At 71.2% G+C, this 25393-nt stretch carries 24 protein-coding genes, 2 tRNA genes, 1 pseudogene and 1 riboswitch; of the genes and pseudogenes, 13 read left to right on the top strand and 14 right to left on the bottom strand.

Going from position 1 to position 25393, the window contains the following annotated elements; translation table 11 throughout:
• Positions 1 to 45: 45 nt before the first annotated feature.
• Positions 46 to 990 (bottom strand): aldo/keto reductase, encoded by a 945-nt coding sequence (locus ACZ5NH_RS17690; RefSeq protein ID WP_388622374.1) that lies wholly within the window; start codon positions 988 to 990, stop codon positions 46 to 48.
• 71 nt (positions 991 to 1061) lie between these two features.
• Complete coding sequence (locus tag ACZ5NH_RS17685) at positions 1062 to 2087, bottom strand: M23 family metallopeptidase (protein ID WP_451551450.1); 1026 nt, start codon at positions 2085 to 2087, stop codon at positions 1062 to 1064.
• A 9-nt stretch (positions 2088 to 2096) separates the two neighbouring features.
• Positions 2097 to 2243: riboswitch (cyclic di-AMP (ydaO/yuaA leader) on the bottom strand.
• A gap of 319 nt (positions 2244 to 2562) precedes the next feature.
• On the opposite strand from ACZ5NH_RS17685, the gene ACZ5NH_RS17680 reads away from it, so the two are divergent.
• Positions 2563 to 2636: transfer RNA gene (locus tag ACZ5NH_RS17680), tRNA-Met, on the top strand.
• Between the two features lie 56 nt (positions 2637 to 2692).
• On the opposite strand, the gene ACZ5NH_RS17675 is transcribed toward ACZ5NH_RS17680, so the two are convergent.
• On the bottom strand, positions 2693 to 3826 hold the full coding sequence (locus ACZ5NH_RS17675) for a dihydrofolate reductase family protein (RefSeq protein ID WP_468776143.1): 1134 nt from the start codon (positions 3824 to 3826) through the stop codon (positions 2693 to 2695).
• Between the two features lie 78 nt (positions 3827 to 3904).
• Between ACZ5NH_RS17675 and ACZ5NH_RS17670 the strand changes: the two genes are divergently transcribed.
• Together ACZ5NH_RS17670 and ACZ5NH_RS17665 are read left to right on the top strand one after the other, a co-directional pair.
• The gene (locus ACZ5NH_RS17670) at positions 3905 to 4426 is read left to right on the top strand and encodes a MarR family winged helix-turn-helix transcriptional regulator (RefSeq protein WP_468776141.1); all 522 of its coding nucleotides are present in this window, start codon (positions 3905 to 3907) and stop codon (positions 4424 to 4426) included.
• An 82-nt stretch (positions 4427 to 4508) separates the two neighbouring features.
• Complete coding sequence (locus ACZ5NH_RS17665; protein ID WP_468776139.1) at positions 4509 to 5141, top strand: GTP cyclohydrolase II; 633 nt, start codon at positions 4509 to 4511, stop codon at positions 5139 to 5141.
• A 309-nt stretch (positions 5142 to 5450) separates the two neighbouring features.
• Here the strand turns inward: ACZ5NH_RS17665 and ACZ5NH_RS17660 are convergent, their stop codons facing one another.
• The gene (locus ACZ5NH_RS17660; protein ID WP_468776137.1) at positions 5451 to 5792 is read right to left on the bottom strand and encodes a hypothetical protein; all 342 of its coding nucleotides are present in this window, start codon (positions 5790 to 5792) and stop codon (positions 5451 to 5453) included.
• Between the two features lie 82 nt (positions 5793 to 5874).
• Between ACZ5NH_RS17660 and ACZ5NH_RS17655 the strand changes: the two genes are divergently transcribed.
• Complete coding sequence (locus ACZ5NH_RS17655) at positions 5875 to 6552, top strand: GAP family protein (protein WP_468776135.1); 678 nt, start codon at positions 5875 to 5877, stop codon at positions 6550 to 6552.
• 41 nt (positions 6553 to 6593) lie between these two features.
• Here ACZ5NH_RS17655 and ACZ5NH_RS17650 read toward each other — a convergent pair whose 3' ends face one another.
• Complete coding sequence (locus ACZ5NH_RS17650) at positions 6594 to 7238, bottom strand: response regulator transcription factor (protein ID WP_468776133.1); 645 nt, start codon at positions 7236 to 7238, stop codon at positions 6594 to 6596.
• Positions 7202 to 8821 (bottom strand): sensor histidine kinase, encoded by a 1620-nt coding sequence (locus ACZ5NH_RS17645; RefSeq protein ID WP_468776131.1) that lies wholly within the window; start codon positions 8819 to 8821, stop codon positions 7202 to 7204. Before ACZ5NH_RS17645 ends, ACZ5NH_RS17650 begins: the two co-directional genes overlap by 37 nt.
• A gap of 220 nt (positions 8822 to 9041) precedes the next feature.
• Here ACZ5NH_RS17645 and ACZ5NH_RS17640 point away from each other — a divergent pair, with 220 nt between their 5' ends.
• A complete protein-coding gene (locus ACZ5NH_RS17640; RefSeq protein ID WP_468776129.1) occupies positions 9042 to 9734 on the top strand; it encodes an ABC transporter ATP-binding protein in 693 nt (230 codons plus the stop codon).
• Positions 9731 to 12100 (top strand): ABC transporter permease, encoded by a 2370-nt coding sequence (locus tag ACZ5NH_RS17635; protein ID WP_468776127.1) that lies wholly within the window; start codon positions 9731 to 9733, stop codon positions 12098 to 12100. Before ACZ5NH_RS17640 ends, ACZ5NH_RS17635 begins: the two co-directional genes overlap by 4 nt.
• A gap of 211 nt (positions 12101 to 12311) precedes the next feature.
• Here the strand turns inward: ACZ5NH_RS17635 and ACZ5NH_RS17630 are convergent.
• Positions 12312 to 12536, bottom strand: a pseudogene (locus ACZ5NH_RS17630) (CysS/YqeB C-terminal domain-containing protein); the annotation flags it as partial.
• Positions 12537 to 12548: 12 nt separating this feature from the next.
• Here ACZ5NH_RS17630 and ACZ5NH_RS17625 point away from each other — a divergent pair.
• The 3 genes from ACZ5NH_RS17625 to ACZ5NH_RS17615 are packed head-to-tail and all read left to right on the top strand — an operon-like array spanning position 12549 to position 13664.
• Entirely contained in the window at positions 12549 to 12737 is a 189-nt protein-coding gene (locus ACZ5NH_RS17625; protein ID WP_468776125.1) for a hypothetical protein, read from the top strand.
• A gap of 55 nt (positions 12738 to 12792) precedes the next feature.
• Positions 12793 to 13236 carry a BlaI/MecI/CopY family transcriptional regulator gene (locus ACZ5NH_RS17620; RefSeq protein WP_468776123.1) on the top strand — a complete coding sequence of 148 codons (444 nt, stop codon included), beginning with the start codon at positions 12793 to 12795 and terminating at the stop codon, positions 13234 to 13236.
• Positions 13233 to 13664 carry a hypothetical protein gene (locus ACZ5NH_RS17615; protein ID WP_468776121.1) on the top strand — a complete coding sequence of 144 codons (432 nt, stop codon included), beginning with the start codon at positions 13233 to 13235 and terminating at the stop codon, positions 13662 to 13664. Before ACZ5NH_RS17620 ends, ACZ5NH_RS17615 begins: the two co-directional genes overlap by 4 nt.
• On the opposite strand, the gene ACZ5NH_RS17610 is transcribed toward ACZ5NH_RS17615, so the two are convergent.
• The 3 genes from ACZ5NH_RS17610 to ACZ5NH_RS17600 form a co-directional block, all read right to left on the bottom strand.
• Positions 13618 to 13899: a hypothetical protein gene (locus ACZ5NH_RS17610; protein WP_468776119.1), complete on the bottom strand. Its 282-nt coding sequence runs from the start codon at positions 13897 to 13899 to the stop codon at positions 13618 to 13620. The genes ACZ5NH_RS17615 and ACZ5NH_RS17610 overlap by 47 nt on opposite strands.
• Positions 13900 to 14032: 133 nt before the next feature.
• A complete protein-coding gene (locus ACZ5NH_RS17605) occupies positions 14033 to 14533 on the bottom strand; it encodes an NUDIX domain-containing protein (protein WP_468776117.1) in 501 nt (166 codons plus the stop codon).
• Positions 14534 to 14569: 36 nt separating this feature from the next.
• On the bottom strand, positions 14570 to 15922 hold the full coding sequence (locus ACZ5NH_RS17600) for a helix-turn-helix domain-containing protein (protein WP_468776115.1): 1353 nt from the start codon (positions 15920 to 15922) through the stop codon (positions 14570 to 14572).
• A gap of 226 nt (positions 15923 to 16148) precedes the next feature.
• On the opposite strand from ACZ5NH_RS17600, the gene ACZ5NH_RS17595 reads away from it, so the two are divergent.
• From ACZ5NH_RS17595 to ACZ5NH_RS17580, 4 genes are all read left to right on the top strand, one after another.
• Complete coding sequence (locus ACZ5NH_RS17595; protein ID WP_468776113.1) at positions 16149 to 16898, top strand: hypothetical protein; 750 nt, start codon at positions 16149 to 16151, stop codon at positions 16896 to 16898.
• Between the two features lie 83 nt (positions 16899 to 16981).
• Positions 16982 to 17893, top strand: coding sequence for an aminoglycoside phosphotransferase family protein (locus ACZ5NH_RS17590; protein WP_468776111.1), 912 nt, complete (start codon positions 16982 to 16984; stop codon positions 17891 to 17893).
• 1 nt (position 17894) lies between these two features.
• Positions 17895 to 18587, top strand: coding sequence for a class I SAM-dependent methyltransferase (locus ACZ5NH_RS17585; RefSeq protein ID WP_468776109.1), 693 nt, complete (start codon positions 17895 to 17897; stop codon positions 18585 to 18587).
• Between the two features lie 30 nt (positions 18588 to 18617).
• Entirely contained in the window at positions 18618 to 19196 is a 579-nt protein-coding gene (locus ACZ5NH_RS17580; RefSeq protein WP_468776107.1) for an HAD domain-containing protein, read from the top strand.
• 101 nt (positions 19197 to 19297) lie between these two features.
• Here the strand turns inward: ACZ5NH_RS17580 and ACZ5NH_RS17575 are convergent, their stop codons facing one another.
• The 4 genes from ACZ5NH_RS17575 to ACZ5NH_RS17560 form a co-directional block, all read right to left on the bottom strand.
• Positions 19298 to 20707: an STAS domain-containing protein gene (locus ACZ5NH_RS17575; protein ID WP_468776105.1), complete on the bottom strand. Its 1410-nt coding sequence runs from the start codon at positions 20705 to 20707 to the stop codon at positions 19298 to 19300.
• Between the two features lie 443 nt (positions 20708 to 21150).
• Positions 21151 to 21223, bottom strand: a tRNA-Lys gene (locus ACZ5NH_RS17570).
• 99 nt (positions 21224 to 21322) lie between these two features.
• A complete protein-coding gene (locus ACZ5NH_RS17565; RefSeq protein WP_468776103.1) occupies positions 21323 to 22855 on the bottom strand; it encodes an amino acid permease in 1533 nt (510 codons plus the stop codon).
• A gap of 263 nt (positions 22856 to 23118) precedes the next feature.
• Positions 23119 to 25314 carry a DEAD/DEAH box helicase gene (locus ACZ5NH_RS17560; protein WP_468776101.1) on the bottom strand — a complete coding sequence of 732 codons (2196 nt, stop codon included), beginning with the start codon at positions 25312 to 25314 and terminating at the stop codon, positions 23119 to 23121.
• Positions 25315 to 25393: the final 79 nt, after the last annotated feature.

The raw sequence follows: 25393 nt of genomic DNA, 5'->3' as shown, positions 1-25393 counted from the left end.
CGGCGGAAAGAGGTCAGCTGTCGGCCGGAGAAGTCACCGGAAGGGTCAGGCCGACGCCTTCGTCAGGCTCGCCACTTCCTCGTCCGTCAGCTTCAGGTCCACCACGCCCAGCAGGGCCGGGAGCTGGTCCAGTGTGCGGGCCGAGGCGATCGGGGCGGTGATCGTCGGCTGGGCCGCGAGCCAGGCGAGGGCGACCGTGGCGACGGGGGCGTCGTGGGCGGCGGCGATCTCGTCGAGCGCCGCGAGGACCTTCTGGCCGCGCTCGGACTCGGCGTACTCCTGGGCGCGGCCCGCACGGGCGCTGTCGACCTTGCTGCCGGGGCGGTACTTGCCGGTCAGGAAGCCCGCGGCGAGGGAGAAGTAGGGCACGGAGGACAGGCCCTCCTTGGCGGCCAGGTCCTGCAGCGGGCCCTCGTAGGTGTCGCGGGAGACGAGGTTGTAGTGCGGCTGGAGGGCGACATAGCGGGCCAGGCCCTCGCGGTCGGAGAAGTCGAGCGAGGCCTTCAGGCGCTCGGGGCTGATGTTGGAGGCGGCGATGTGGCGGACCTTGCCCGCCTTCACCAGCTCGTCCAGCGCGCCGATGATCTCCTCCACCGGGATCTCGGGCTTGTCGAAGTGGGTGTAGTAGAGGTCGATGTAGTCGGTGTCCAGGCGGCGCAGGGAGGCGTCGGCGGCGGCCTTGATGTTGGCGGCGGACAGCCCCTGGAACTCGGGGTGCTGGCTGACCTTGGTCGCGATGACGACGCGGTCACGGTTGCCTCGGGACTTGACCCACTTGCCGATGACCGTCTCGGACTCGCCGCCCTTGTGGCCCTCGATCCAGGCCGAGTACGAGTCGGCGGTGTCGATGAAGTTGCCCCCGGCCGCCGTGTAGGCGTCGAGGACGGCGAAGGAGGTCTCCTCGTCGGCGGTCCAGCCGAAGACGTTGCCGCCGAGGCAGAGCGGGAAGACCTCGAGGTCGGAGGAGCCGAGTGTGCGCAGAGAAGTCATGCTCTGCATCAACACCGGCGACAGATGATCGCATTCCGCCGCCGGTGCAAAGTCCCACGGACAGACGGCTGTCAGGGGGTGAGGCCCTTATCGCGCAGCCAGGGCGCCGGGTCGATGGCGGTGGCCTGGCCGTTCGGGTGGACCTCCAGGTGCAGGTGCGGGCCGGTGACGTTGCCGGTGGCGCCGACCCGGCCGATGACCTGGCCGGTGGAGACCTTCTGGCCGACGGAGACGTTGATCGAGGACTGGTGGCAGAACCACAGCTCGGTGCCGTCGTCCAGGGTGATGACGGTGCGGTAGCCGTAGGCGCCGGCCCAGCCCGCCTCGGTGACCGTTCCGCTGTGGACGGCCTTGATGAGGGTGCCGGTGGGGGCGGCGAAGTCGAGGCCGGTGTGGTAGCCGGAGGACCACATCGCGCCGGGCTGCCCGAAGGTGCCGGTGATCGTGTACGAGACGACCGGCAGCGTGTACTGCTTGGCCAGCTCGGCGAGCCGCTTGGCCTCGGCGGCCTTCTCGGCGTCGGCCTCCGCCTGCTGCTTGGCGGCGGCGGCCTTGGCGGCGGCCGCCTTCTCCGCCTTGGCGGCCGCGTCGGCGGTCTGCTGGTCGGCGGCGGCGATCGCGGCGGCGGTGGCCTTGCTGTCGGCCCGGCCCTTCTGCTGCTCGGCCTGGGCCATGATCCGGTTGCGCAGGGCCTCGCCGGCGTTGCCGCTGTCGGCGCTGTCCGTGCTCACGCCCACCTTGCTGAGGCCGGTGGTGGCCTGGTGCGCGTCGGAGGAGCCGGCGCCGAAGATGTGCTCGACGGAGTCCAGATCCGGCAGGGAGATGGAGACCGGCGGCTTGCCGGTGTTCGCGCTGGCCATGCCGCCCGCGCCGACCGCGGCCATCACGCCGACGCCGAGGACGGTGGAGCTGCGCGCGAAACCGCCGCGCTGTTTGGCGACGCGGTGCCGGCCGCGGAGCGGGGCGACGGAGTCCTCGGTGGGATTCCACTCCTCCCAGGGCCCCTCCTCGGCGCGGTAGGCACCGTAGCCGAAGGTCTCCGGCTGGGCTTGCGGGGGCATGAACGGGGCTTCTGGGACGGGCCGGTTGGACGCCACGCGGGCGTGCTCCTTTCCTTCCTCCGCCTACCGGGTTAGCTGACGGGTTCGGAGCAGGAAGGTCTCCTACGCGCGTATACCAACTGCGGCATTCGCGCGATTCACCCCAAGGTGGTGGTTCCCCGGCTCCCTTGCGGGATTCGGCGCGTGCGCACGGAGCCGTCTCTTGTGACGGCTGGGACGACCGCGCTGCGTTATCGAACGTTAATAGACCCGACAGCCACTTTCCAAGCCGTTCGGCTTGATCATTAAGGTTTTCGGCCGTGGACTTACCGGTCAGGAACCCTGCAAATCGGGCGAGTTGACCACCTTACATGAGTGTCGGCATTTTTGATGGTGTCTCAGATGTTATGCGGAGGGCTGCCGTCCGGTCACCGTCCGTGAAGCCGATCACCGCGACCACGGGCCGGCGAGGGGGCGCGGGCGGTGTGGCGCCGAGGGGGTGAGCGTGTGGTGTACAGTAGAGACACAACGACGCGGGGTGGAGCAGCTCGGTAGCTCGCTGGGCTCATAACCCAGAGGTCGCAGGTTCAAATCCTGTCCCCGCTACTGAAGGCTCAGGGCCCGGAATCCAAAGGATTCCGGGCCCTGAGTGTGTGCGCGGCTCAGCCCAGCAGATGCCGGTTCGGCGCCTTGGCGAGTTCCTCCAGCTCGGGCAGTGCGACGACATCCCCACCCCCCTTGACCAGCACCCCCGTACCGTCGGCTCCCGCGACGAACGTGTCGGGCTCCTGCCACGCCGTGACCACTCGCCGTACCCCCGCCCGAAGGATCAGCTCGGCACAGGCCGCGGGCCGCGAGGCACGCCGGGCACACGGCTCCAGGCTGCTGTACACCGTGGCACCGGCCAACCGGGGATCCGCCGGGTCGACCTTCGCCAGGGCGGCCTCCTCCGCATGGACCACGGGATCCTCGCCCTCCCGGGAGTGGCCGCGAGCCAGCTCCGTACCGTCGGCTGCGACCACCACCGCGCCGACGCTGAACGCCGTCTCCGAGGGCGGGCACAGCGCGGCGAGTTCACAGGCGGTGCGCAGCCAGTGCCGGTCGGCGGCGGTGGCGGCCGACCCGGTGCCGGGGGCGGTGGGCTCGTAGCGCATGAGGACCACGTCCTCGATCCGGCGGGTCTCGGTCAGGCGCAGCCGGCCGGCCTGATAGCCGCCGGGGCCGAACAGGCGAGGCGCGGCCGGGTCGCCGACGAACAGCGGCGCGAGGACGAGCTGGAGCTCGTCGGCGAGACCCAGCTGCAGCAGCTGGGTGTGCACCGTGCCGCCGCCCTCGACCATGAGCCGTCCGACTCCGCGCACGTCGTGCAGGTGGGACAGCAGGGCCCGCCAGTCGAGGCCGGGGCCGAGCGGGACGACGTCGGCGGTGTCGCCGACGCGGCGGACCGTCCGCTCGGCGCCCTGGTCGGTCGTGTAGACGAGCTTGTCGCCGCCGGTGTGCCAGAAGTTGGCGTCGGGGTCGAGGTCGCCGGTGGCGGTGACGGTCACCTTGAGCGGGTACTCCGGCTTGCCCGCCCGGACGCGGGCGGCGCGTCGCTCGGCGGAGTTGACCAGCAGCCGCGGGTTGTCGGCGCGGATCGTGCCGGCGCCGATCAGGATGGCGTCGACGGAGGCCCGTACCGCGTCGACCCGGTCGAAGTCGGCCGGGCTGGACAGCAGGAGCCGGTCGGGGCTGGTGTCGTCGAGGTAGCCGTCGAGGGAGACGGCGGCGGACAGCAGCACGTACGGGTACGACATCGGCGCGGTCTCCTGCGAGGCGAGGCTCGGTTGAAGGTCGATCTTGGTTCAAGTTTGAAACAAACTTACACTGGCGGCATGACGACCCGCTGGCTCACCCCCGAGGAGCAGCGCGCCTGGCGCGCCTATCTCGCCGCGACGCACCTCCTGGAGGACGCGATCGACCGACAGCTCCAGCAGGACGCCGGCATGCCGCATCTGTTCTACTCCGTGCTGGCCAACCTGTCCGACGCGCCGGACCGGCGGCTGCGGATGACCGACCTCGCCGAGTCACTGAAGATCACGCGCAGTCGGCTGACCTATGCGGTGACCCGCCTCGAGCGGGACGGGCTGGTGCGCCGGGAGGACTGCCGCTGGGACAAACGCAGCAGCATCGCCGTGCTGACGGACGAGGGGATGGCCGCCCTGGAGCGTACGGCACCGGGCCACGTCGAGACCGTGCGCGCCATCCTGTTCGACCGGCTCACGCCGGAACAGGTGGGGCAGCTGGAGGAGATCTGCACCGGGATCGCGGGCGGCCTGCAGGGCGACGGCGCCGAGTGCGGAGCGGAGGACGTGCCCTGGCGGCGGCGTTCCTCGTGTTCCTCCTCCGACGATTGATTGCTTTAAGTTTGAAGCATGAGGTAGGGTCCCCCGAGTACGCTGCTTCAAATCTGAAGCAGCAGCCTCCGGAGGGACCCGCATGCCCGACACCCCCGCCGCCACGCCGCGCGCCCGCGTCCGGGTTCCGCTGCGCTTCCACGACGGCTACAGCGTCGACGCCGAACTCGTCACCTTCCACGGCCTGGCCGACGGCCAGGAGCACGTCGCCGTGGTCCTCGGCGACCCCACCCCCGGCACCGTCCCGCTGGTGCGCCTGCACTCCGAGTGCCTGACCGGCGACGTCTTCGGCTCCGCCCGCTGCGACTGCGGACCCCAGCTGCGCGAGGCGGTCGAGCGCATCGCCGACCGCGGCGGCGTCCTGCTCTACCTCCGGCAGGAGGGCCGCGGCATCGGTCTCTACAACAAGCTCGACGCGTACGCCCTCCAGGACCAGGGCCTCGACACCTACGAGGCGAACGCCGCGCTCGGCCTGCCGGAGGACGCCCGCGACTACACGGCCGCCGCGCAGATGCTCGCCGCCCTCGGCATCGGGGAGCTGGACCTGCTGTCCAACAATCCCGACAAGGCCGAGCAGTTGCGCGCGCTGGGCGTCGTGGTCCGGGACCGGGTGCCGACCGGCGTCTTCACCACGGCCCACAACGTCCGCTACCTGCGCGCGAAGGTCGTCCACACCCGCCACACCCTGCCCCTGGCGGACCTCAACGCGGGCTGACCTCGGCGGACAGTGGGCGATGGGCGGATCTGTTCCACCCGCTCGGCTGCCCCCCATCATCCGACCTGCGGGTCGCGTTCCGACGCGGTACGACGGCCGGAACAGATCTGCCGATCATCGCCTGCGCCGGACGCCCGGGAGGGCCAGCGCCGGGAGGGCCGCCAGGGACAGGAGGGTCGCAGCGACGGCGTAGCCGCCTGATCAGGGGCGGAGTGGCGGCGTTCCTGCGGGCCTATGGGGCGGGATACACGGGGCTGGTGGTGGCCTGAGGCGGTGAGGGCGGGTCGGTGAACCGAGGCGTCGTAGGCCTCAGTCCCACCAGTTGAACATCAGCTCGCCCAGCGTCTGCGGGCGCCAGTGGCGGACCCCCTTCAGCTCGGCCTCCGGCAGCGCGCTCGGATCGACCCGCTCGATGGGCGCGTCCGGCTCCGCGGGCTCCAGCAGCCGGAACCCGGCATCGGCCGACGGCCCCGCCCAAGGCGGGGGAGGGACGAACTCCCGTACCGGAGAGCCGGGTTCGAGTGCGGCGCCGCTGAAGGCGACGACGGGCAGATGACGGTGGACCAGTACGACCGTGCCCGCGATGTCCACCGCGTCGAAGGAGGCGCAGAGGCCGACGTCCAGCCTGGTCCGTCGACTCGTTCGGCGCATGCAGCGCGCACGGAGAGCTGCGCCAGGCAAGGATGGACACGCCCGTCGCCATCCGTCCGCCCCTCACTCGACGGAGGCCGCCTTGGGACACGCTGTCGGTGATGTGCTGGGCCTGGCAGCCGGTGTCGCCGTCAGTCCCCTGCCCATCGTGGCGATCATCCTCATCCTGGCGACGCCCCGCGGTCACCTCAACGGCCCGCTCTTCGCCCTCGGCTGGGTCCTGGGCCTCGCCGTCCTGGGAGCGATCATGCTCGCCGTGGGCGGCTCGGGCAGTGCCTCCACCCACAAGCACCCGGCCACCTGGGTAGGGGCCCTGAAACTCGCCCTCGGGCTGCTCCTGGTTCTGTTCGGCGCCCGATTGTGGCGTCGGCGCCCCGCCGACCCCGCCCAGGCGCAGTTGCCGAAGTGGATGGCGGCGATCGACCGGTTCACCCCGCTGAAGATCCTCGGACTCGGGCTCGCGCTGTCGGCGGCCAACGCCAAGAACGCCCCTTTGACCATCGCCGCCGGTGCCTCGATCAGCTCGGCCGGAATCCCCCTCCCGCAACAGATCGGCGCCCTCGCCGTCTTCGTGCTCATTGCCTCGGTCTGCGTACTCGCACCGCTCGCCGTCTACCTGCTCATGGGCGAACGGGCGAAAAGCGTGCTCGGCAACTGGCGGGACTGGGCCACCCGCCACAACGTCGCCGTCATGGCGGTCCTGTTCTTCGTCCTCGGCCTCAAACTGCTCGGCGACGGCATCGGCATCGTCGCCTCCTGACCGTGTGGGACGGTTTCGCTGGCGAGTCGGCAGGAGCGCCCTCAGCGGTTGAGGTACGCCAGCACCGCGAGGACGCGCCGGTTGTCGTCGTCGGAGGGCTGCAGGCCGAGCCGCGTGAAGATCGAGGCCGTGTGCTTGGACACCGACCGCTCGGTGATCACCAGGTGCTGGGCGATGGCAGCGTTGGAGCGCCCCTCCGCCATCAGCGCGAGCACCTCCCGCTCGCGCGGGCTCAGCGCGGCCACGGGGCCGTCGGCGGAGTTGTGGGCCAGCAGACGGGCGATCACCTCGGGGTCCATCGCGGTGCCGCCTGCCGCCACCCGCCGCACCGCGTCGATGAACTGGGCGCCGTCCATCACCCGGTCCTTGAGGAGGTACCCGGTGCCGCCATGGCCGGCGGCCAGCAACTCACGGGCGTAGAGCTGCTCGACGTACTGGGAGAGGACCAGGACCGGAAGCCCGGGGGTGAGCCGGCGGGCCTCCAGTGCGGCGCGCAGGCCCTCGTCGGTGAAGGTCGGTGGCAGTCGTACGTCCACGATCGCCGCGTGGGGTCTCTCCGCCGCCACCGCGGCCAGCAGGTCCGGGCCGTTGTCCACGGCCGCCGCCACCTCGAATCCGTGTGCCTCCAGCAGACGCGTCAGGCCGTCCCTCAGGAGGAAGAGGTCTTCGGCGATGACAACGCGCACGGGATCTCCATGTTCACGATGGTCGGACCGCCGGGCGGGCTGCTGACGGCGAGCACTCCGTCGAAGGCGGCGAGGCGACGCTCGACACCGCGCAGGCCCGTGCCGGCCGCGGGATCGGCCCCACCCCGGCCGTCGTCGGTGACGGTGATCCGCAGCGTACCCGTGGCCGCACCGCCGTCATGGCCGATCTCGATCCATATCTGCCGGGCCTCCGCGTGCTTGGTCACATTGGCCAGCAGCTCGCTCACCGTGAAGTAGGCCGCCGACTCCACCGGAGCGGGCGCCCGGCCCGGCAGGTCGGAGCTGAAGTGCAGCCGGTACGGCAGGTCGAGGGCGAGTGCGTGCACCGCGTCGGCCAGGCCCCGGTCGGCCAGTACCGGCGGATGGATGCCGCGGATCAGGTCACGCAGTTCCGCCAGCGCCCGCGCCGAGGACGCCTTGACCTCGGCCAGCATGCTCCGCGCCGCCTCGGGGTCGGTGGCCAACAGGTGTTCCGCCGTGTCCAGGGCCATGCCCATGGCCACCAGCCGGGCCTGCGCGCCGTCGTGCAGATCGCGCTCGATCCGGCGCATCTCGGCCGCCCCGGCGTCGAGGGTGTCGGACCGGGTCTGCGCCAGGTGGTCGACGCGTTGCGCCAGTTCCTCCTGTCGGCTGGGGCCCAGCAGATAGCGGGCCGACCGGCCGTACGCCGACATCAGCCGGGGCGCGGCCCACAGCACGAGCGGCAGCGCCGTCAGAAACGCCGTCGTCACCGTGAGGAGTGCCAGGAACACATGTGCGTTGGCGGGCTGCAGCGTGGCGGAACCGAGGAACGTGCCGAGTATCTGAGCCGCGACGTAGAGGGGGATGGCGAGCAGCGCGGCGAGGACACAGCCCACGCCTCCGGTGAAGGAGGTCCACAGCAGGTCCCGCCAGGTCGCCGGGTCGGTCAGGAGCCAACGTGCCCACAGCCGGGATCGCCCCCACAGCGATCGTCCGCCGGTGGCGGGCGCGGCACGGTACGGCACCGGGACGGGCACCCCGCACCACGAACCCGCCATCCTCCGGTGCAGCCCGGCCACCCAGCGCATGCCCAGCAGGCTGCAGGGGAGCAGCGGCAAGCTGAGCCAGACGACGCCGTGGTCGCCGCCGGGCAGCGGCCCGTGACGGACCGCCAGGGCGGCCAGCGTCAGGACCGGCGGGACCAGCAGCGCCGCCCAGCCCTTCCCGAAGACGCCCTCGCCGACCCGGCCCGCCCTGCCGCCGCGGACAAGCCGGCGCGCCCCCAGCACCGCGCAGGGAAGCAGGGCGAGGACCGTCAACAGCCAGAAGTGGTACCTGTCCTTACTGGCGCCGCTCGTCATCGCGGAGGCCGGCGGTTGCCACGCCCGGACCAGCAGGTCGACCGCGAGCAGTCCGGGGACGGCCAGCAGGGCCGCGGCCCCGATCAGGCTGACGCCCCAGACCGCGGCCAGCCGGACCGTCGCCAGGACGCCCCTGCCGATCCGGGACGGCTCGGGTTCCGGTTCCGATTCCCCCCGCACGCCGTGGTACGGGCTGCGGGGTCCAGGCCCGCTGCCCGGGCTGATCGCACTACCGCTCACGTCCGCTCTCCTCCCCTGTCGCTCCGGACCAGTGTGCGAGCCGGCCGTACCGCCCGGCATCGGTCCTGGGCCCCGGAAGCGGGATGTAGCCAGCTACACCGCCAAGACCCCGCTCAGCCCCGTGTCGGCGAACTCCCGTCTCTCCCTAGCTTCTTCGGCGGCTACGACGGTCACCGCAGGAGCGGTGCCCCGGTCGTCGCCCCGACACGTGGGAGGACCCGTGACCGCGCCGATCATCGAGATCCGCGACGCGAGCAAGAAGTACGACGGCGGCCCCCCGGCGCTGGCCGGCCTGGACCTGGAAGTGAACCCCGGCGAGGCATTGGCGGTCCTCGGGCCTTCGGGCAGCGGCAAGTCCACCCTGCTCAACCTGATCGCCGGGCTGGACCGGCCCTCGGAGGGCACCGTCACCGTGGACGGACTCCGCCTGGACGGGCTGGGCGAGGCCGAGCTGGCGAGGTACCGCAGGGAACGGATCGGGATGGTCTTCCAGTTCTTCAACCTGCTGGACGACCTGACCGTGGCGGACAACGTGCTGCTGCCGGCCCAGTTGGCGGGCCGACCGCGCGCCCTGGCCCGGCACCGGGCGACCGGCCTGCTGGAGCGCCTGGGTATCGCCCGGCACGCGCGCGCCTTCCCCGGCCGTCTCTCCGGCGGTGAACGGCAACGGGTCGCGGTGGCCAGGGCGCTGATGAACAGTCCGCGACTGCTGCTGGCCGACGAGCCGACCGGTGCGCTGGACAGCGCCTCCGCGGTGGAGGTCCGGGACCTGCTGGCCGAGCTGAATCGCGAGGGGCAGACGATCGTGCTGGTCACGCACGACACCGCGCTGGCGGCCTCCTGCGCGACCCGCACCGTCGAACTCGTCGACGGCCGGATCGCCCGCGACGTCGTGCGGACGGTGGCCGGATGAGCGCGCTGGGCAGGGTGGTCCGCGCCGGTGTCGGCCGGCGCCGGATGCAGACCCTGGTGATGGTGCTGACCACGACGATGGCGGTGGCCGCGGCGGTGCTGGCGACCGGACTGCTGGTTGCCTCGCGGGCGCCGTTCGAGCATGCCTTCGCCAAGCAGCGCGGGGCGCAGCTGACCGCCTGGTTCGACCCGGCCGGGGCCCCTGCCGCGCGGGTGGCGGCGACCGCACACGTCTCCGGGGTGACCGCCGCGGCCGGCCCCTACCCGGTGCTGTCGCTGTCCCCGCGGGCCGGGGCCAACAGGTCGGGGTTGCCGGTGGGCGGTGTCATGCCCGAGCTGAGCGTGGTCGGCCGGGCGGACACCGCAGGGGCGGTCGACGACCTGGTGCTCACCGCGGGCCACTGGGCCGCGGGCAGCGGACAGATCGTGCTCGGCGACCGGAACACACCGCTGGGCCTGGGCGACCGGCTGTCCCTCCCGGATCTGCCGGGCAAGCCGGTGTTGACCGTCGTAGGACTGGCCCGGTCGGTGACCGCGACCGCGGACGCCTGGGTCTCTCCGGCGCAGCTCACGTCCCTGACCGCCCGGGGCAGCAGGCCCGGTCTGCAGATGCTCTACCGCTTCCGCAGCGCCTCCACCGATGCCGACGTCACCGCCGACCGCAAGGCCGTGGAGGCCGCCGTGCCGCCGGGGTCGCTGACCGGGGCCTCCTCCTACCTTCAGACCGAACGGTCCGCGAACCGCACCGAGGCGACCTTCGTCCCCTTCGTGGTCGCCTTCGGGGTGCTCAGCCTGGTCATGTCGGTGCTGGTCATCGGCACGGTGGTGAGCGGCGCGGTCGGCTCGGCGACCAGGCGCATCGGCATCCTGAAATCCCTGGGCTTCGCCCCGGCGCACGTGGTCCGCGCCTACGTCGCACAGGCGCTGATCCCCGCCTCGGTCGGCAGCGTTCTCGGCGTCGTGCTCGGCAACCTGATGGCGATCCCGGCCCTGCACGAGGCCCAGCGCGCCTACAGCACGGGTTCCCTGGCCGTCGCACCGTGGATCGACCTGGTCGTACCCGCCGTCGCGCTGGCCGTGGTCGTGGCGACGGCCCTGGTCCCCGCGCTGCGCGCCGGAAGGCTGCGTACGGTCGAGGCGCTCGCCGTGGGCCGGACCCCGCAGGCGGCCCGGGGCCGGGCGGTCCAGCGGCGGCTGGCCGGGCTGTCGCTGCCTCGCGCCCTGAGCCTGGGGCTGGCGGGTCCCTTCGCCCGGCCCGCCCGTTCGGCGACGGTGGCGGCGGCCGTCGTCTTCGGCACGGTCGGGGTGACCTTCGGGACCGGCCTGGCGATCTCGGTGAACGGCGTCCAGAACGGGCTCGACCGCAGGGACGCGGGCGCGGTCACCGTCCAGGACATCGCACCACTGACCGGCAAGGGGTCGACGGACACGGTCGATCCGGCGCTGATCGCCTCGAAGATCGCGGCGCAGCCGGGCACCCGGCGGTACTTCAGCACGGAACAGACCCAGGTCCGGGTGGCCGGTCTGACCGGTTCCGTCGACGTGACCGCCTATCGGGGCTACGCGGGCAACTCCTCCTGGGGCGCCTACCAGTTGGTTTCCGGAAGCTGGTTCCACGGCCCCGGCCAGGCGGTCGTCCCCTACGGCTTCCTGCGGGCCACCGGAACGCACGTCGGCGACACCGTCACCCTCACCGCGAACGGCCGCCGCGCGGCGGTGCGGATCGTCGGCGAGGACATGGACGTCCGCGAGGGCGGCATGGTCATGCTGACCGACAGCTCCTCCCTGGCCGGCCTCCGCCTCGGCATCCCCTCCGAGACGGTGCAGTTCGACATCGACCTGAAGCCCGGCACCGATGCCACGGCCTACGCGGACTCGCTGGGGAAAGCCCTGCAACCGCCGGGCATCCTGGTGCTCCCGTCCGGCGACAGGGTCAACCCGACGATCATCGCCATGGACGGACTGGTGGCGATGTTCACCCTGATGCTGGTCGCGGTGGCCGGGCTCGGTGTTCTCAACACCGTGCTGCTGGACACCCGCGAACGCGTCCACGACCTCGGGGTGTTCAAAGCGCTCGGCATGTCGCCGAGGCAGACCGTCGCCATGGTGCTCACCTCGGTGGCCGGGATCGGGCTTGCGGCCGGTGCCGTCGGGGTGCCGGTCGGCGTGGCCCTGCACCAGTGGGTACTGCCGGCGATGGGCCGCGCAGCGGGCACGACCCTCCCGAAGGCGGACATGGCGGTGTACTCACCGCCTGTGCTGGCCGCGCTGGTACTGGGCGGCCTGGTGATCGCCACGGCGGGAGCCCTGTTGCCCGCGGGGTGGGCGGCGAGGGCGAGGACGGCAAAGGCCCTGAGGAGCGAGTAGCAGGGGCGGGCGGTCCCACGGGAAGTGACGCGGTCCGTCGCTTCATCGGCGAGCGCCATGGGCCGAAACCTACTTCTGAGGTGGGCAAACACCGTCGACCGGTGGGGCATGGCCGGTTCGAGCTGCAGGGTGGATGCGCCGGGGCCGCAGCCCTACGGGGGATTTGGGTTGCGACCCCGGCGCGTGCGGCCTCCGGAAGCGGAGGCGGTCTTCACACCTGGCCCGCGCGGGCAGCACCGGGTCCGAGGGTCCAGCGCGGGCCCTGTGGGCTGTCCTCGATGACCAGGCCCGACTGGTTCAGCTGGTCGCGGATGGCGTCGGCGGTGGCCCAGTCCTTGCGGGCACGGGCGGACTCGCGCTGGTCGAGGACCAGGCGGACAAGGCTGTCCACCACGCCGTGCAGATCTTCGCCCCGGTCGGACTCCCCCGCCCACCGCTCGTGGCGCACGTGTTGCCGACCACCCAGGCGCTGGACGGGATACGCAAGTCGCTGCTGGTCGACGCCGACCTGGCGCAGGTGGCGCCGTCGCTGGCGCACATGGCGCTCTGGGCGGCCGTGATGCTGCCCGTCGGGGTGGCCACCTTCGCCGCCGGAATGTCCCGGGCCCGGCGCGAGGGGTCGATCGGCGAGTACTGAACGGGATTTCGGGAAATCCTGTCGCCCGGAACAGCGAACTGCTATTCTCTGTAGCATGTCATCGGGTGGGGACGCAGGGCGCCAGGGGCTGGCGGCTCACTTCGGTTCGCTCGAACTGGCGATCCTGAACGTCATGTGGTCGAAGGGCGAGACGGACGTCGCCGGATGCGCCCGCGACCTCGACGGCGGCCAGGCGTACACGACCGTGAAGACGGTGATGGAGCGCCTCGTGATCAAGGGCCTGCTCGCCCGACGCAAGGAAGGCCGCCAGTACGTCTACTGGCCGCGGCAGTCCCGGCGCGAGGTCGAGCAGCGCGTGGCCGCCGAGCAGGTGCGTCAGGTGGTGGACGGATTCGGCGATCTCGCCGTGGCGAACTTCGTCCGCGCGGTGAGCGGCGACGCCGAGCAGCTCGCGCAGGTACGTGCCCTGCTGGCCGACATAAGCGACCCGCCCGCCGGCGTCGACGCACCGGCGGACCCGCCGGAGGACACCGCATGAATCCGAGCTGGCTGGGCTACCCGCAGGTGATGCTCGCCGCATGGTGTCCGCTGGTCACCGTCGGCCTGTGGCATCTGCTGCGCCGCCTGACGGTGCGGTTACCTCCGCGCGAACGGTTCGTCCTGGCGGTGGGGACAGCCCTGACCCCCTTGCTGGCCATGGCCGTTCCCTACCTGCCGCACAGCCCGTTGCGCCAGGCGCTGCCCTGGCGGGCGCCGATCGCCTGGGGCATCAGCAACGGCATCACGAATGCCGACCCCGCACAGGTCCTGTCGGCCGTCGGCGCCCAGCTGATGCTCGCGGCCTCGATCGTGCCGCTGGCGTCCCTGGCCGTGTCCTTCGCGGCCGGCGCGGCGCATGTGGTGCGCACCGCGCGTACGGTCACGCTGCTGGCCCCCCGTCAATGCGGACCAGGACGCCCGCGCTGAACCCGGCGGCGAGTGCCGCCACCGGAGGCAGCTGCCGGGCCAGCCACAGGGTCAGGGCCAGCAGGCCGAGTTGGGAGATCCAGGGGACCAGGACGGCCTCGATCGCGCGGGCCGGCAGAACCTGATGGTGCACGCCCATCTGCTCGGACTGTCCGAGACGGAGGTCGACCGCCCACAGGTTCTGGTAGCCGAGGACGTCTTTCCAGGTCTTGCCGGGGCCGGTGGCGAGGAACATCGCGCTGTGCCGATGCCGCCTCCCGCGGACGCGAGGTCGTGCCCGGCCATCCGGGCTTGGGCATCGATCTGCGCGCACAGGGCCCGGGCCACGGCCGCGGCTCCGTCGGCCCACGGTGACGCCGTGCTGGTCACTACTTCCACCGGTCCAGCGATACCTGGGGGCCGCCGGTGAGATATCGGCGGAGGGCACTGGCAGTGGTGTCCACGAAGTCTTCCGGGATGGCGTCGGCGTCCGTCCAGCAAACCTGTGCGTGCTTCCGTGGCTCGCGGTTCTCCGGTTCACCGGTCCATTCATGGGCGGCGAAGACAACGGTGAGGAACCCGTTGGGAGCTTCGATGCCCCAGGCGCCGTGGATGATGTGGGCGACCTTCAGGGACTCAGGCTTTACTGTTAGGCCGGTTTCCTCGTACAGCTCGCGTACGGCGGTCTCGGTGATCGGCTCGCCCGGCTCGCTCTTGCCGACGGGCAGGTCCCACATGCCCTGGGCGAACTTGGCGTTCTGGCTGCGTTGGAGGAGGACGACGCGGTTGGTGGCTTTGTCGTGGACGATGACGGCGGCGACCAGCAGGGTCATGGATTCGAGGGCGGGTGGGAGGGCTTTGGGCTGGTCGTCGGTGTTCGGCTGAGCCACGGTTGGTGTCCCTTCGTCGGCCGGTTGGTGGGCAGCTTAGGCCAGTGCTTCGCGTGCGCGGCGGGCCAGTTCGGCCGCCCCAGGCACCCTGCGGCGCTGGTAGACGGCGAGGGTGGAGCGAAGCGAGCTGATCGCCTTGCGGGTGCGGTCGGAGGTCATGCCCTCCATCAGGGTCAAGGCTTGGGACCAGGCGGCGACGGCTTCGTCGGCTCGGGCCTGGGCGGCGAGGCTGTCGCCCAGGTCGGCGTAGGTGAGGGCGTGGACCCGCTTGTACTTCTCGGGATCCCAGCGCACCAGTGCGTCGCGGTGTTGCTGCTCGGTGCCAACGTGGTCGGCGAGGTCGGTCAGAGTGCGGGCGGTGTGGCTGGCGACCGTGCCGGCGGCGGGGCCGCTGACGCGGGAGTAGCTCGGCTGTGGGCCGTCTTCGCGTAGGAGGGCATCTTCGGCGGCGAGCAGGGCGCGGGCCGCTGCCGGCTTCTCGCCCACAGCGGCGTATGCGCGAGCGTGGGTGATGTGGAGCAGCGCCTCGGTCTGGCCGTCGACGCGGCCCAGGCCGCGGATCAGTGCGCCCTCGACGAGGTCGACGCAGTGGTGGGGCTGCTTGAGACTGAGGGCCTGGTGGGCGAGGGCGCGCATCATCCAGGCGGCGTGACCGTGCGGGTCGGCCTCGCAGGCGAGCTGATAGCCGACCTGGTAGTAGCGCTGAGCGGCACCTTCCTGGCCGAGGTCGTGGTGCTTCCACCCTGCGAGGTAGGCGAGTTCTGCGACCGCTCCGAAGGATGCCAGGCGTAAGCCTTCGTTAGGGAACCGCCCTCGAAGCATAGGGGCAGCGGTGTCGGCGAGATACGCGGTGACGGTGGTGAGCCCATGGCCGCCACCGAGACGCTCGTCGGCAGCACTGAAAGCTGCGGTGATCTGGCGTACGACGTCCACGTCCTCCGCGCCGACCAGGGAGCCCCCCGTGCGGGCTCGAAGCATGCGCGCTGTGGCTTCGTGGTCATAGGCAAGGGGCATGGCGACGCCGGCTGCGGTGAAGGCGGCCACGGCCAGGAAGCGTCGGCGTTCGACGTCGGCGCGGCCCAGGTCGGTCGCGGCGAGGACGGGGTCAGCCTGCTCGGTCGGTACCTCGCTTCCGCGGAGACCGATCTCCGTTTCAGTGATCGTGCGGCCTGCTCGCCGGGACAGTGCCTCGGCGAGGTACCGGGCGGTTCGGCCGGTCGGCTGGCGGGTGCCGTTCACCCAATGGGAGACAGCCGACTTGTTGGTCTGGAGGGTCTCGCCGTTCTCGGCAGCTATGCGTCGGATGTCCTTCGCCAGAGCCTCGTAGGTGCAGCCCGTCGCCTCGATGGTCTCGCGCAGGCGGGAGTTGGTTTCTCTCTGCGTTGCCACGATCGCCTCCGCTCCGGAGCTGTAAACCGCGTATACCGCTTCGACTGCCTCTCACCGTACCCACTGTGCGTGACGGCGTGTTCACTGAATATCAGCCGCCCCGGCCCGGTCCGACACCGCGACCAGGCTCCCCCCTTCGGCCGGGCGGCTCCCCGAAGTTCCGTACCACCGCTCCGGGTTCAGCCATGCCTGCGCCCGAACCCGGCCGATCAGAGACGGAGACACGGTGACCACCATCGACACCACGGCCATCACGGTCGAGCTGCCCCAGGCGTTCGACGAACGCTGGAACCGCCTGCCGGGCATCCAGGTCGACGGCCGGCGCATCACCATCAACCCGGCCAAGCACTTCTTCCGCTTCGAGTCCAACACCTGGCTCGTCGCCGACTGGGAGCTGGTCAAGTCCCAGCTCCTGAACGTGGAGGAAACCACCGAGAGCGCAGTCGAGCAGCTCGCCCTGGACTTCATCAAGGCCCACGGCGAGTCCAGCTCGGACGCCGCCCGCGTACTGTCCACCGCCTACGAGGTGTACGCCTACCTGTTCCGCGACGAACACCTCGCCGGCCTCGGCCTGCCGCAGATCACCGCCGAGCACCTTCGGATGCTCCGCGAGGCGGCCACCCTGATGGCACTGAACAAGGTCGAACTGGACGGGCACATCTCCAACGTCGGCCCGTGCTGGTTCTTCCCCGCCGCCACCTCGGTCGTCTTCGACCTGGACGACGAGATGGGCGGGATGCTGGACGAGATCTACCACGGCGGCTGGTTCAACGAGCACCGCCGCATCGAGTCAATCAAAGCCCACGCTGCCCTCGGTGGTCGGCTCGTGCACGGCTGCCAGTCCGTGCCGGACCAGGCCGGCGGCGTCGTCGCGCCCTACGGTGCCTCGATGACCGCCTTCCGCGACGACCTCGCGGCCTTCAAGGCCGACTGGATCGAGCAGGTCTACGCCCACCGCGTCAGCCCTGCCGCGTAGCACCAGCACCGCACACCAGGCTCCGGGGCGGGCAGGCACCTCTCGCCCGCCCCGGATGCCCCCACCGCACTGGAGAGCCCTTCATGGACGCGACCCTCAACGCCGAACTCCTGGACAACCTGCTGACCCTCGCCAACCAGACCTGCGCATCGCGTGAGGAGGTGCGCGTCTGGTCCATGTCCGGCGTCGAGCGCCTGACCTTCACCGACGGCAGCACCACCATCTTCAAGTACGCCAGAAGGCCCTTCGACAGGGAGGACCAGGCACTCCGGTTGGCAAAAACACACGGCGTCCCCGTCCCTTCCGTTCACGCCTCCGCAGTCCTGGACGGCTGGCTCGGGATGCTGCTGGAAGACCTCGGCGCTCCCATCCGCGAAGCCGACGACCTCGACGGCGCCGCCGCAGCCGTGGTCCTGCACCGCACCCGCACGGCCGCGGCCCTGCCTGTCTTCGATCAGGAAGGTCTGCGCGACCTCCCGGCGCGAGCCCTGGAACACCTCGGCCACCTACGGAAGGCGGACCGGTGGGAGGAAACCCACGACATCGAGGACGCTCTCGACCGCATCGCCCAAGCCGCCGAAGCGCGCTCGGCCGGCGCCACGGTCGGCCCGTTCGGCTGGGTGCACTCCGAGTTCCACCCCACCAGCCTCCACATCGGCCGACGCGGCTGGCGCCTGCTGGACTTCGCCCGCGCCTTCACCGGCCCCGGCCTGCTCGACCTCGCCAGCTGGCACGGCACCATCGAGGACCCCGACCCCGTACGTCTGCGGGTCTCCCTGGAGACGTACGTCACCGAGGGCGGCACCCCGGACGCCCTCGCCGAGCGTGGCGGGCTTCCGGCGGAGAAGTGGGCGCTGGGCTGGCACCGCGTCTGGGCCGTCGAGTGGTTCATGGAGCAGTCCATCCGCTGGATCAACGACCCGGCCACCGACCCCGCCTACATCAAGGCCGTACGCCGCCATCTCACCGACGTCCTCCACCTCCTGGAGGTCTGACGTGCTCGCCCAGGCGTCCCCCTGGTACGTCCACGCGCTCCAGCGCACCACGGCCACCCCCGCCGAGCCCCTGTCCGTCCCCGCGCGCATGGAATGGACCACACGGCCCGGCAGCGGACCCGGCGCCGAAATCCTCGCACCGGATCTGCGCCGCAAGCGACTACTGGAACTCGGCTGCGGCCCCGGCCACAACGCCGCCCACCTCGCCATCCGCTACGGCGCCCACGTCACCGGCGTCGACCTCGTCGGCCTACAGGTCCGCCGAGCCCGCTCCCACTACGGACGGCTAAACAACCTCACCTTCGTCGCCGGACACGCCCTGCACTACCTGCAAGCCTCCGACGAGCGCTTCGACGCGATCTACTCCGTCTTCGGAGCGATCGGCCTCGTCGCCCCCGAGCTTCTGCTCCCGGCCATCGCCCAGCACCTCAAACCCGGATGCACCCTCGCCTTCTCCGTCCCCCACCCCCAGCGGGGCGGCAAGCACCCTTCCGCCGACGACCGGCCCAGCCGCGACTACGTCACCCTCCCCGACCGCACACGCCTGCCCATCGCGCGCTGGGAGTTCGACGCCGTCCGCTGGGAGAAGCACCTCGGACGAGCGGGGCTCTGGCTCGCCTCAGCCCAGGAATTCCACGACGCCCGCCACGGCCTCTGGCCCACCACCCTGCTGATCACCGCGCGCAAGCTCTGACCCCAGCCCCCGGCCCCCTGGGAGAACCCGATGCGCCCGCCCTACCTGCTTCTCGACGTCGACGGCGTCCTCATCCCCTTCCCGGACCCGGAAGGAGCCGGCCCCGACACCCACACGCGCCACGACGTCGTTCCCACCGGCCGGACCGCAGACAACCCGGTCACCATCTGGCTCAACCCAGCACACGGCCCCCTGCTCATGCACGTGATCCGAACCGGCCTGGTCACCCCCGTCTGGTGCTCCAGCTGGCGCCAGGACGCAACCACACTCATCGGCCCCCTCCTCGGCCTCCCGCCCCTGCCACACGTCGAGCTGCCGCGCCCGCAGATCACAACCAGCCACCCCAACGGCTACCTGTGGAAACGCGACCACATAGACGCCTGGCTCGGCGACGCGCCCGCCATCTGGATCGACGACGACTTCACCAACCTCGACCACGAGTGGGCCAGGGAGCGCACCGCCCGTGGCCATGTCACCGCCCTAATCCAGCCGGACCCGCACGTCGGGCTCCTGGCCGAGCACCTGGTCGAGGTCCTGGCTTGTGCCGCCCTGTTGCGCGTCGCGCGGGCTGATGCCTCAGGCGTCCCATGTGAAGCGAAGGTCGCCTAGCGCGGCAAAACCGCAGGAATCGCTGATGCCCTCGTCACCAAGAAGGAGCGAGGGCATCAGCGTTGACAGCTATGTCGCCGGAAGGCAGGCAGTGTTGGTCCCTACCGACGCTGCCGGTGCTGATGTTCGGTGAGCGTCGATGCCGCAGCTGTGATCTGGTGACCACGGCTCTGGGAAGTGCCGACCGAGCCCGCGATGGTCGAGCGTCGACGGGCGGCTTCGGCGCGGCGGTTGGGGGCCGGGTTTCGGCCGGTGTGCTGGATGCGGGTGATCATGACGCGGGCGGGCTGGCGGGCGGTGGTCAGTTCGCGTTGGGCGGCGGCCTCCTTGAGGAGCTGGTGGGGTTGGTGGCCGCGGGCTTCGGCGTCTGCGAGGACGGTGGCGAGTGCCGGCCAGGCCGGGTCGGTAAGGATCCGCTCGGCGTGGTCGGGGACTGCCGCTCGTACGTCGCTGGCCAGGACGCCACGCACTTGTGCCCTTGGGGGCCGGGCTGCGAGTTCGGTGAGCGTGGGGGTGAGGGCGTGGTCGGCGGCGGTCTGGAGGTGCTGGACTGCCTGGCGGGCCGCTTCGGCTTGGTGGACGTGGTTCTTCGCTTCGTGCCAGCGTCTGGCGACGATGGCGGCCCAGACGAGACCGGCGAGCAGTGCGGCGAGTGCGCTGCCGTCGGGGCCGGTGGCGGTGTGGACGATGTCGCGGGCTGCGAGGCGCAGGGTGTGGGCGGTGCGGTCTTCGGCGCGGATCTGGGAGCGCTGGGCTCGGCTGAATGCCTTTTGCAGACGGCGACCGATGTCTCGGTGTTGGGCGTGATGATGCGCCACGACCTGGGTGAGGAGCAGGAACCGGGAACAGCCAGTGAGCCGCTGGACGCTCTCCTGCAACCCCCGGTCCGAGCGGACACCGGGGCCCACCGGGAATCCGAAGGCGCACCCCACCAGCACGGTCGTTTCGGCGACCAGCAGCGCGAAGCCGGGCCGTCGGGCGCTGACGGCAAGCCGCCCCAAGAAGTCGCCCCGCGCCCGGTCCGCGCTCGCTGACAAGCCCGCGACGGGTTGCACGGCCAGGTCGGCGATGTCCTCGCTCATGTCCTCCGCCTGCCAGCGGGTCAGGCGGCGGAGACGGATCCCGTCCTTCACGACTGGTGCACTGGCAGGGTCGCCGCCCTGCTGCTCGTCGGCCGATGGAGACGCTCCCGGCAACTCACTGAGCAGGGAGGCGGAGCCGGTGACGGCGAGAAGTCGGGTGATCTGCGCGCACGGATGGTGCAGCCGCACGAAAGCATGCACCCGGTCCGCGCGCTGCGACGCCGTCAGGAAGACGTCCAGGCCCTTGGAGTCACAGGAGCCGACCGTGGTGAGATCTACATCGATGCCGGTCACGCCGTCGCGCAGGCACTGCTCCAACGCGGTCCGCAGCAAGGGCGCTGTGGCCGGCCCGATCGCGCCGACGAGCGTGACGAGGGCCCGCTCTCCCCGGTCACGCCGGTGAATGTCCAGCCGCTGCACGACCGTCACGCCGCCCCTCGGCAGGGAAGGGCGATAACCGGGGAGGGTCGCGGAGTTGCTGTGCTCGCCGTGGCCATGATGCCGACCCGTCTCCGCACCGTCCGCTCGGGAGGCCCGGGTCTCGTCTCTCGCCGAGGACGACCCGACAGGACAGCCGGAGTGCGTGATGCCCTCGGTACTTTCACCGTACGTCGCCGGCAACCGGGAATGTGGCGCCGGGCAGACTCATCCGCGCCGAGCACACCGCCTGCCGAACGGTCCAATGGAGACCTGACCCCGTACCTACGGGGTATCCACCGCCCCTGGGCCCAAGCACGTTCCGCAGGCCACGGGCGCATCCGCTCACGCATCGCTCACGCACGAGCCCGAAAACGACTCAGCGCCCGAGTCAGCCGAAGCCGACCCGGACGCTGCGTAGCAGGTCGGAGGCCATATCCCCCGCCTGCAACCCGTAGGCCCTGTGGGACTCGAACCCACAACCAATGGATTAAAAGTCCACTGCTCTGCCAATTGAGCTAAGGGCCCAGGCGATGTTGCCTGTCCGAGCATAGCCGGACGCGGCCGTGTCTCCGATCGAGTATCGGTGACGCGGCCGCGTCGGGAGGGGAGCAAGGCTCCGGATGGTCACTTTTCGACCAGCTCCGGGGCCCGGGTCCGCTCCTCGCCGAGGAACCAGTGGCGGGCCGAGGCCAGCCACCAGGTCGCGGCGAAGCCGAGGACGACCAGGACCGCGACCGGGGCGTAGTTGAACGTCTTCCAGGTGACCGGGGAGACCTGCGGGAGCATGAAGAGGATGGTGATCGCGGCCACCCACAGCACCGAGACCACGCCGATCGCGCCCGACCAGCGGCCCAGGTGCCAGGGCCCGCGTTCGAAGGCGGCCCCCTTGCGGACCCGCAGGAAGGTCGGGATGACGTACGCGATGTAGAGGCCGATGACGGCGATGGAGGTCACCGCCGCGTACGCCGTCGAGTTGATCAGGTAGGGCAGGCCGAGGACGAGGGCGGCCAGCGCGGCCAGCCAGACCGCGGCCACGGGGGTGCGGGTGCGGGGGCTGACCGTGTGCCAGACGCGGGAGAAGGGCAGCGCGCCGTCGCGTGAGAAGGCGTAGATCATGCGGCTGTTGGCGGTCACCGAGGCCATGCCGCAGAAGAGCTGGGCGCCGATCACGACCAGCAGCAACAGCTTCCCCGTCGTCGCTCCGAGCGCGTCCAGGAGGATCTGAGCCGGGGGCACGCCCGTCGGGGACGCCAGTTCCTTGTCGTACGACTGGATCGCGAACGTGAAGCCGAGCAGGAGCACGAAGCCGGCGATCCAGGACGTCCAGATCGAGCGGACGATGCCCTTCGGGCCCGCCGTGGAGGCGTCGTGGGTCTCCTCGGTCATGTGGGCGGAGGCGTCGTAGCCGGTGAAGGTGTACTGGGCCATCAGGAGGCCGAGCAGGACGACGTAGGTGCCGCTGCCCCAGCCCGTCTCGTTGACGAACTTCGTGAACACGAACGTCGCCGACTGATGGTGGTCGGGGACGAAGGCGAGCGCGCCGACGATCACCGCGACGCCCAGCACGTGCCACCACACGCTCACGTCGTTCAGGAACGCGACGATCCGGACACCGAAGGTGTTCAGCAGGCCGTGGAGGATCAGGATCGCCGCGAAGATGAGGACCGTGCGGCCCGGAGTCACCTTGAAGCCGAACTGGAGGTCCAGGTACGCGCCCAGGAAGGAGGCCGCGCCGAAGTCGATGCCGGCGGTCACCGCGACCTGGCCCAGCACGTTGAACCAGCCGGTGAACCAGGCCCAGGCCGCCGCCGAGCGAGGTGGGGCGAGGCGGTGCGCCCAGAAGTACAGGCCCGCCGAGGTGGGGTACGCCGAGCAGATCTCGGCCATCGACAGGCCGACGAACAGGGTCATCAGGCCCACCGCCACCCAGCCCCAGGTGATCACCGCGGGGCCGCCGGTGGTCATGCCGAAGAGGTAGAGGGTCAGGCAGCCGGAGAGGACCGAGATGATCGTGAAGGAGACGGCGTAGTTCGAGAACGCCGACATCCGGCGGGCGAGGACCTGGGTGTAACCGAGCTGGGCCAGCCGTTCCTCGTCCGACAGGCCGGACGGGCCGGACACTTCCTGCTGCCCGCTCACTCTCGCGTCATCTGTCATGCCCCCAGCAATTCCCTTACTGAAGGCGTGACATGCGTCACAACATGGCCAAAAAAAGCCCCTGCAAGACGCCTCTCAGAAGAGACCTTGCAGCCCTGCCGGCCGGTCCCGATCTTCACGTGGGCGGCGAACCATCCCTTGCCGCTACCGCTGCAGCGGTAGCGGTTGCCCGCAGGACAATGCCGAAGGGCCCGTACGACCGGGGTCGTACGGGCCCTTGTCGGGTCACTCGGCGTCAGCCGTCACCCTCGTGGGACGCGGCGTCAGCCGTTGCGCTTCCAGCGCGGCTTGTCCTCGCGGCGGCCGAAGGAGGAGCCGTTGCCGCGGTGGTCGTCACGGCGGCCGTAGGGACGCTCGTGGCCGCCGGTGCGGAAGCCCGGGCGGTCGTCGCGGCGGTCGCGGTTGAACGGACGGTCGCTGCCCCGGTGCCCGCCGCGCTCGTCCCGGCGGAAGCCGCCACGGTCGTCACGGCGGTCGAAGGAACGGCCACCGCGGTCGTCACGACGCTCGAAACCACGGTCGGCGCGGTCGTCGCGACGGTCACGGTCGAACGGACGACGGTCGTCGCGACGCTCGGCGCGGTCGCGGTCGAAGCCACGGCCGCCACGGTCCTCACGGCGCTCGAAACCACGGCCACCCCGGTCGTCACGGCGGTCACGGTCGAACGGACGACGGTCCTCGCGACGCTCGAAACCACGGCCACCCCGGTCGTCACGACGCTCGAAACCACGGTCGTCACGGCGGTCACGGTCGAAGGGGCGGCGGTCGTCACGACGGTCGCGGTCGAAGCCACGGCCGCCACGGTCCTCACGGCGCTCGAAGCCTCGGTCGCCGCGCTGCTCACCCCGGTCCCGGTCGAAGCCGCGCCGCTCCCGGCGCTCGTACGGTGCCGAAGCCGCCGGACGCTCCTCGCGCTCGGTCTCCCGCTGCGCCGGCTCCTCGGCCACGGCCGCGAGCTCCTCCGCCGCCGTCGCCTGGGCCTCGGCCACCGCGGCCTCCGGGTCCTCGCCGCGCTCGCGGGCGACCCGGGCGACCAGCCGGTCGGCCTCCTCGCGCAGCTCGGTCGCACGGCGCTGGGCGCGCTCCAGCTGCTTGGTGAGCTGGGCGACCTCGCGCTCGGCCTGCTGGGCGGCGTTGGCGGCGGACTCGGCCTGGACCTCGGTCATGGAGCGGGCGCCGGTGATCTCGGCGACCTCCGGGTCGAAGGCGGCACCGCCCTGGATGATGTGGCGGGCCGCGTCGACGCCGGCGTCCTCCATCAGACGGAAGATCTGGCGCCGCTGGTGCGGCAGGGAGAGGGAGACGACCGTGCCGGTGCGGCCCGCGCGGGCCGTACGGCCGGCGCGGTGCAGGTAGTCCTTGTGGTCGCCGGCCGGGTCGACGTTCAGGACGAGGTCGATGCCGTCGACGTGGATGCCGCGGGCGGCGACGTCGGTGGCGACGAGGACGTTGACGTACCCGTCCTTGAAGTCGGCCAGGGTGCGGGTGCGGGCGCCCTGGGTCATGCCGCCGTGCAGCGCGTCGGCCTTCACGCCCGCCTCGCGCAGCTGCTCGGCGACGCGGTCGGCGCCCAGCTGGGTGCGGACGAAGATGATCGTGCGGCCCTTGCGGGAGGCGATCGCGGCCGTGACCGGCGCCTTGTCCTTGGGCTTCACGATGAGGATGTGGTGCGACATGGTCGTGACCGCGCCCTGGGCCGCGTCCACCTCGTGCAGGACGGGCTCGTTCAGGTAGCGGTCGACCAGGGTCTTGATCTCGTTCTCCATCGTGGCGGAGAAGAGCATGCGCTGGCCGCCTGCCGGAACCTGGTCGAGCAGTTCGGTGACCTCGGGCAGGAAGCCCAGGTCGGACATCTGGTCAGCCTCGTCGAGGACGGCGATCTGGACGTCCTGGAGGGAGCAGGCGCCGCGGTTGATGATGTCGCGCAGCCGGCCCGGGGTGGCGACCAGGATGTCGACGCCGCGCTCCAGGGCGTAGATCTGGTTGCCCATCGAGGTGCCGCCGCAGACGACCTTCATCTTCAGGCCGACGACGTCGCCGTACGGCTGGAGGGCGTCGGCGACCTGCATGGCCAGCTCGCGGGTCGGGGTGAGGATGACGGCGCGGGGCCGCTTCTTCTCGGTGCGGCCGCCGGCCAGCTGGGCCAGGGTCGGCAGACCGAAGGAGAGGGTCTTGCCGGAGCCGGTGCGGCCACGGCCGAGGATGTCCTTGCCGGCCAGGGCGTCCGGGATGGTCGCGGCCTGGATCGGGAAGGGGGTCGTCACGCCGTTCTGCGCGAGCTTGCGCACAACGCCCTCGGGCAGGCCGAGGTCGGCGAAGGTGGTCTGGGGGGTGGTGTCAGCGGCCTCGGGGGCCTCGGTGATCTCGGCCGTCGCGTCGTTGAGCTCCTTGTCGAGCTCATCGAGCTCGTTGAGCTCGTTCTCGGACACGACGAACTGATCAGTACTGGACACGGACATGCGAATGCGAAACCTTCCGGAGTCTCGTCGGCACGCGCCCGTCAACTCCGTGATTCGCTCACGACCGCCTCGATGCGGT

The sequence above is a fragment of the Streptomyces sp. NPDC031426 genome, from assembly GCF_055581585.1.
Note: the sequence above shows the minus strand (reverse complement) of the source record. Positions and strands in the feature narration are given on the sequence as shown.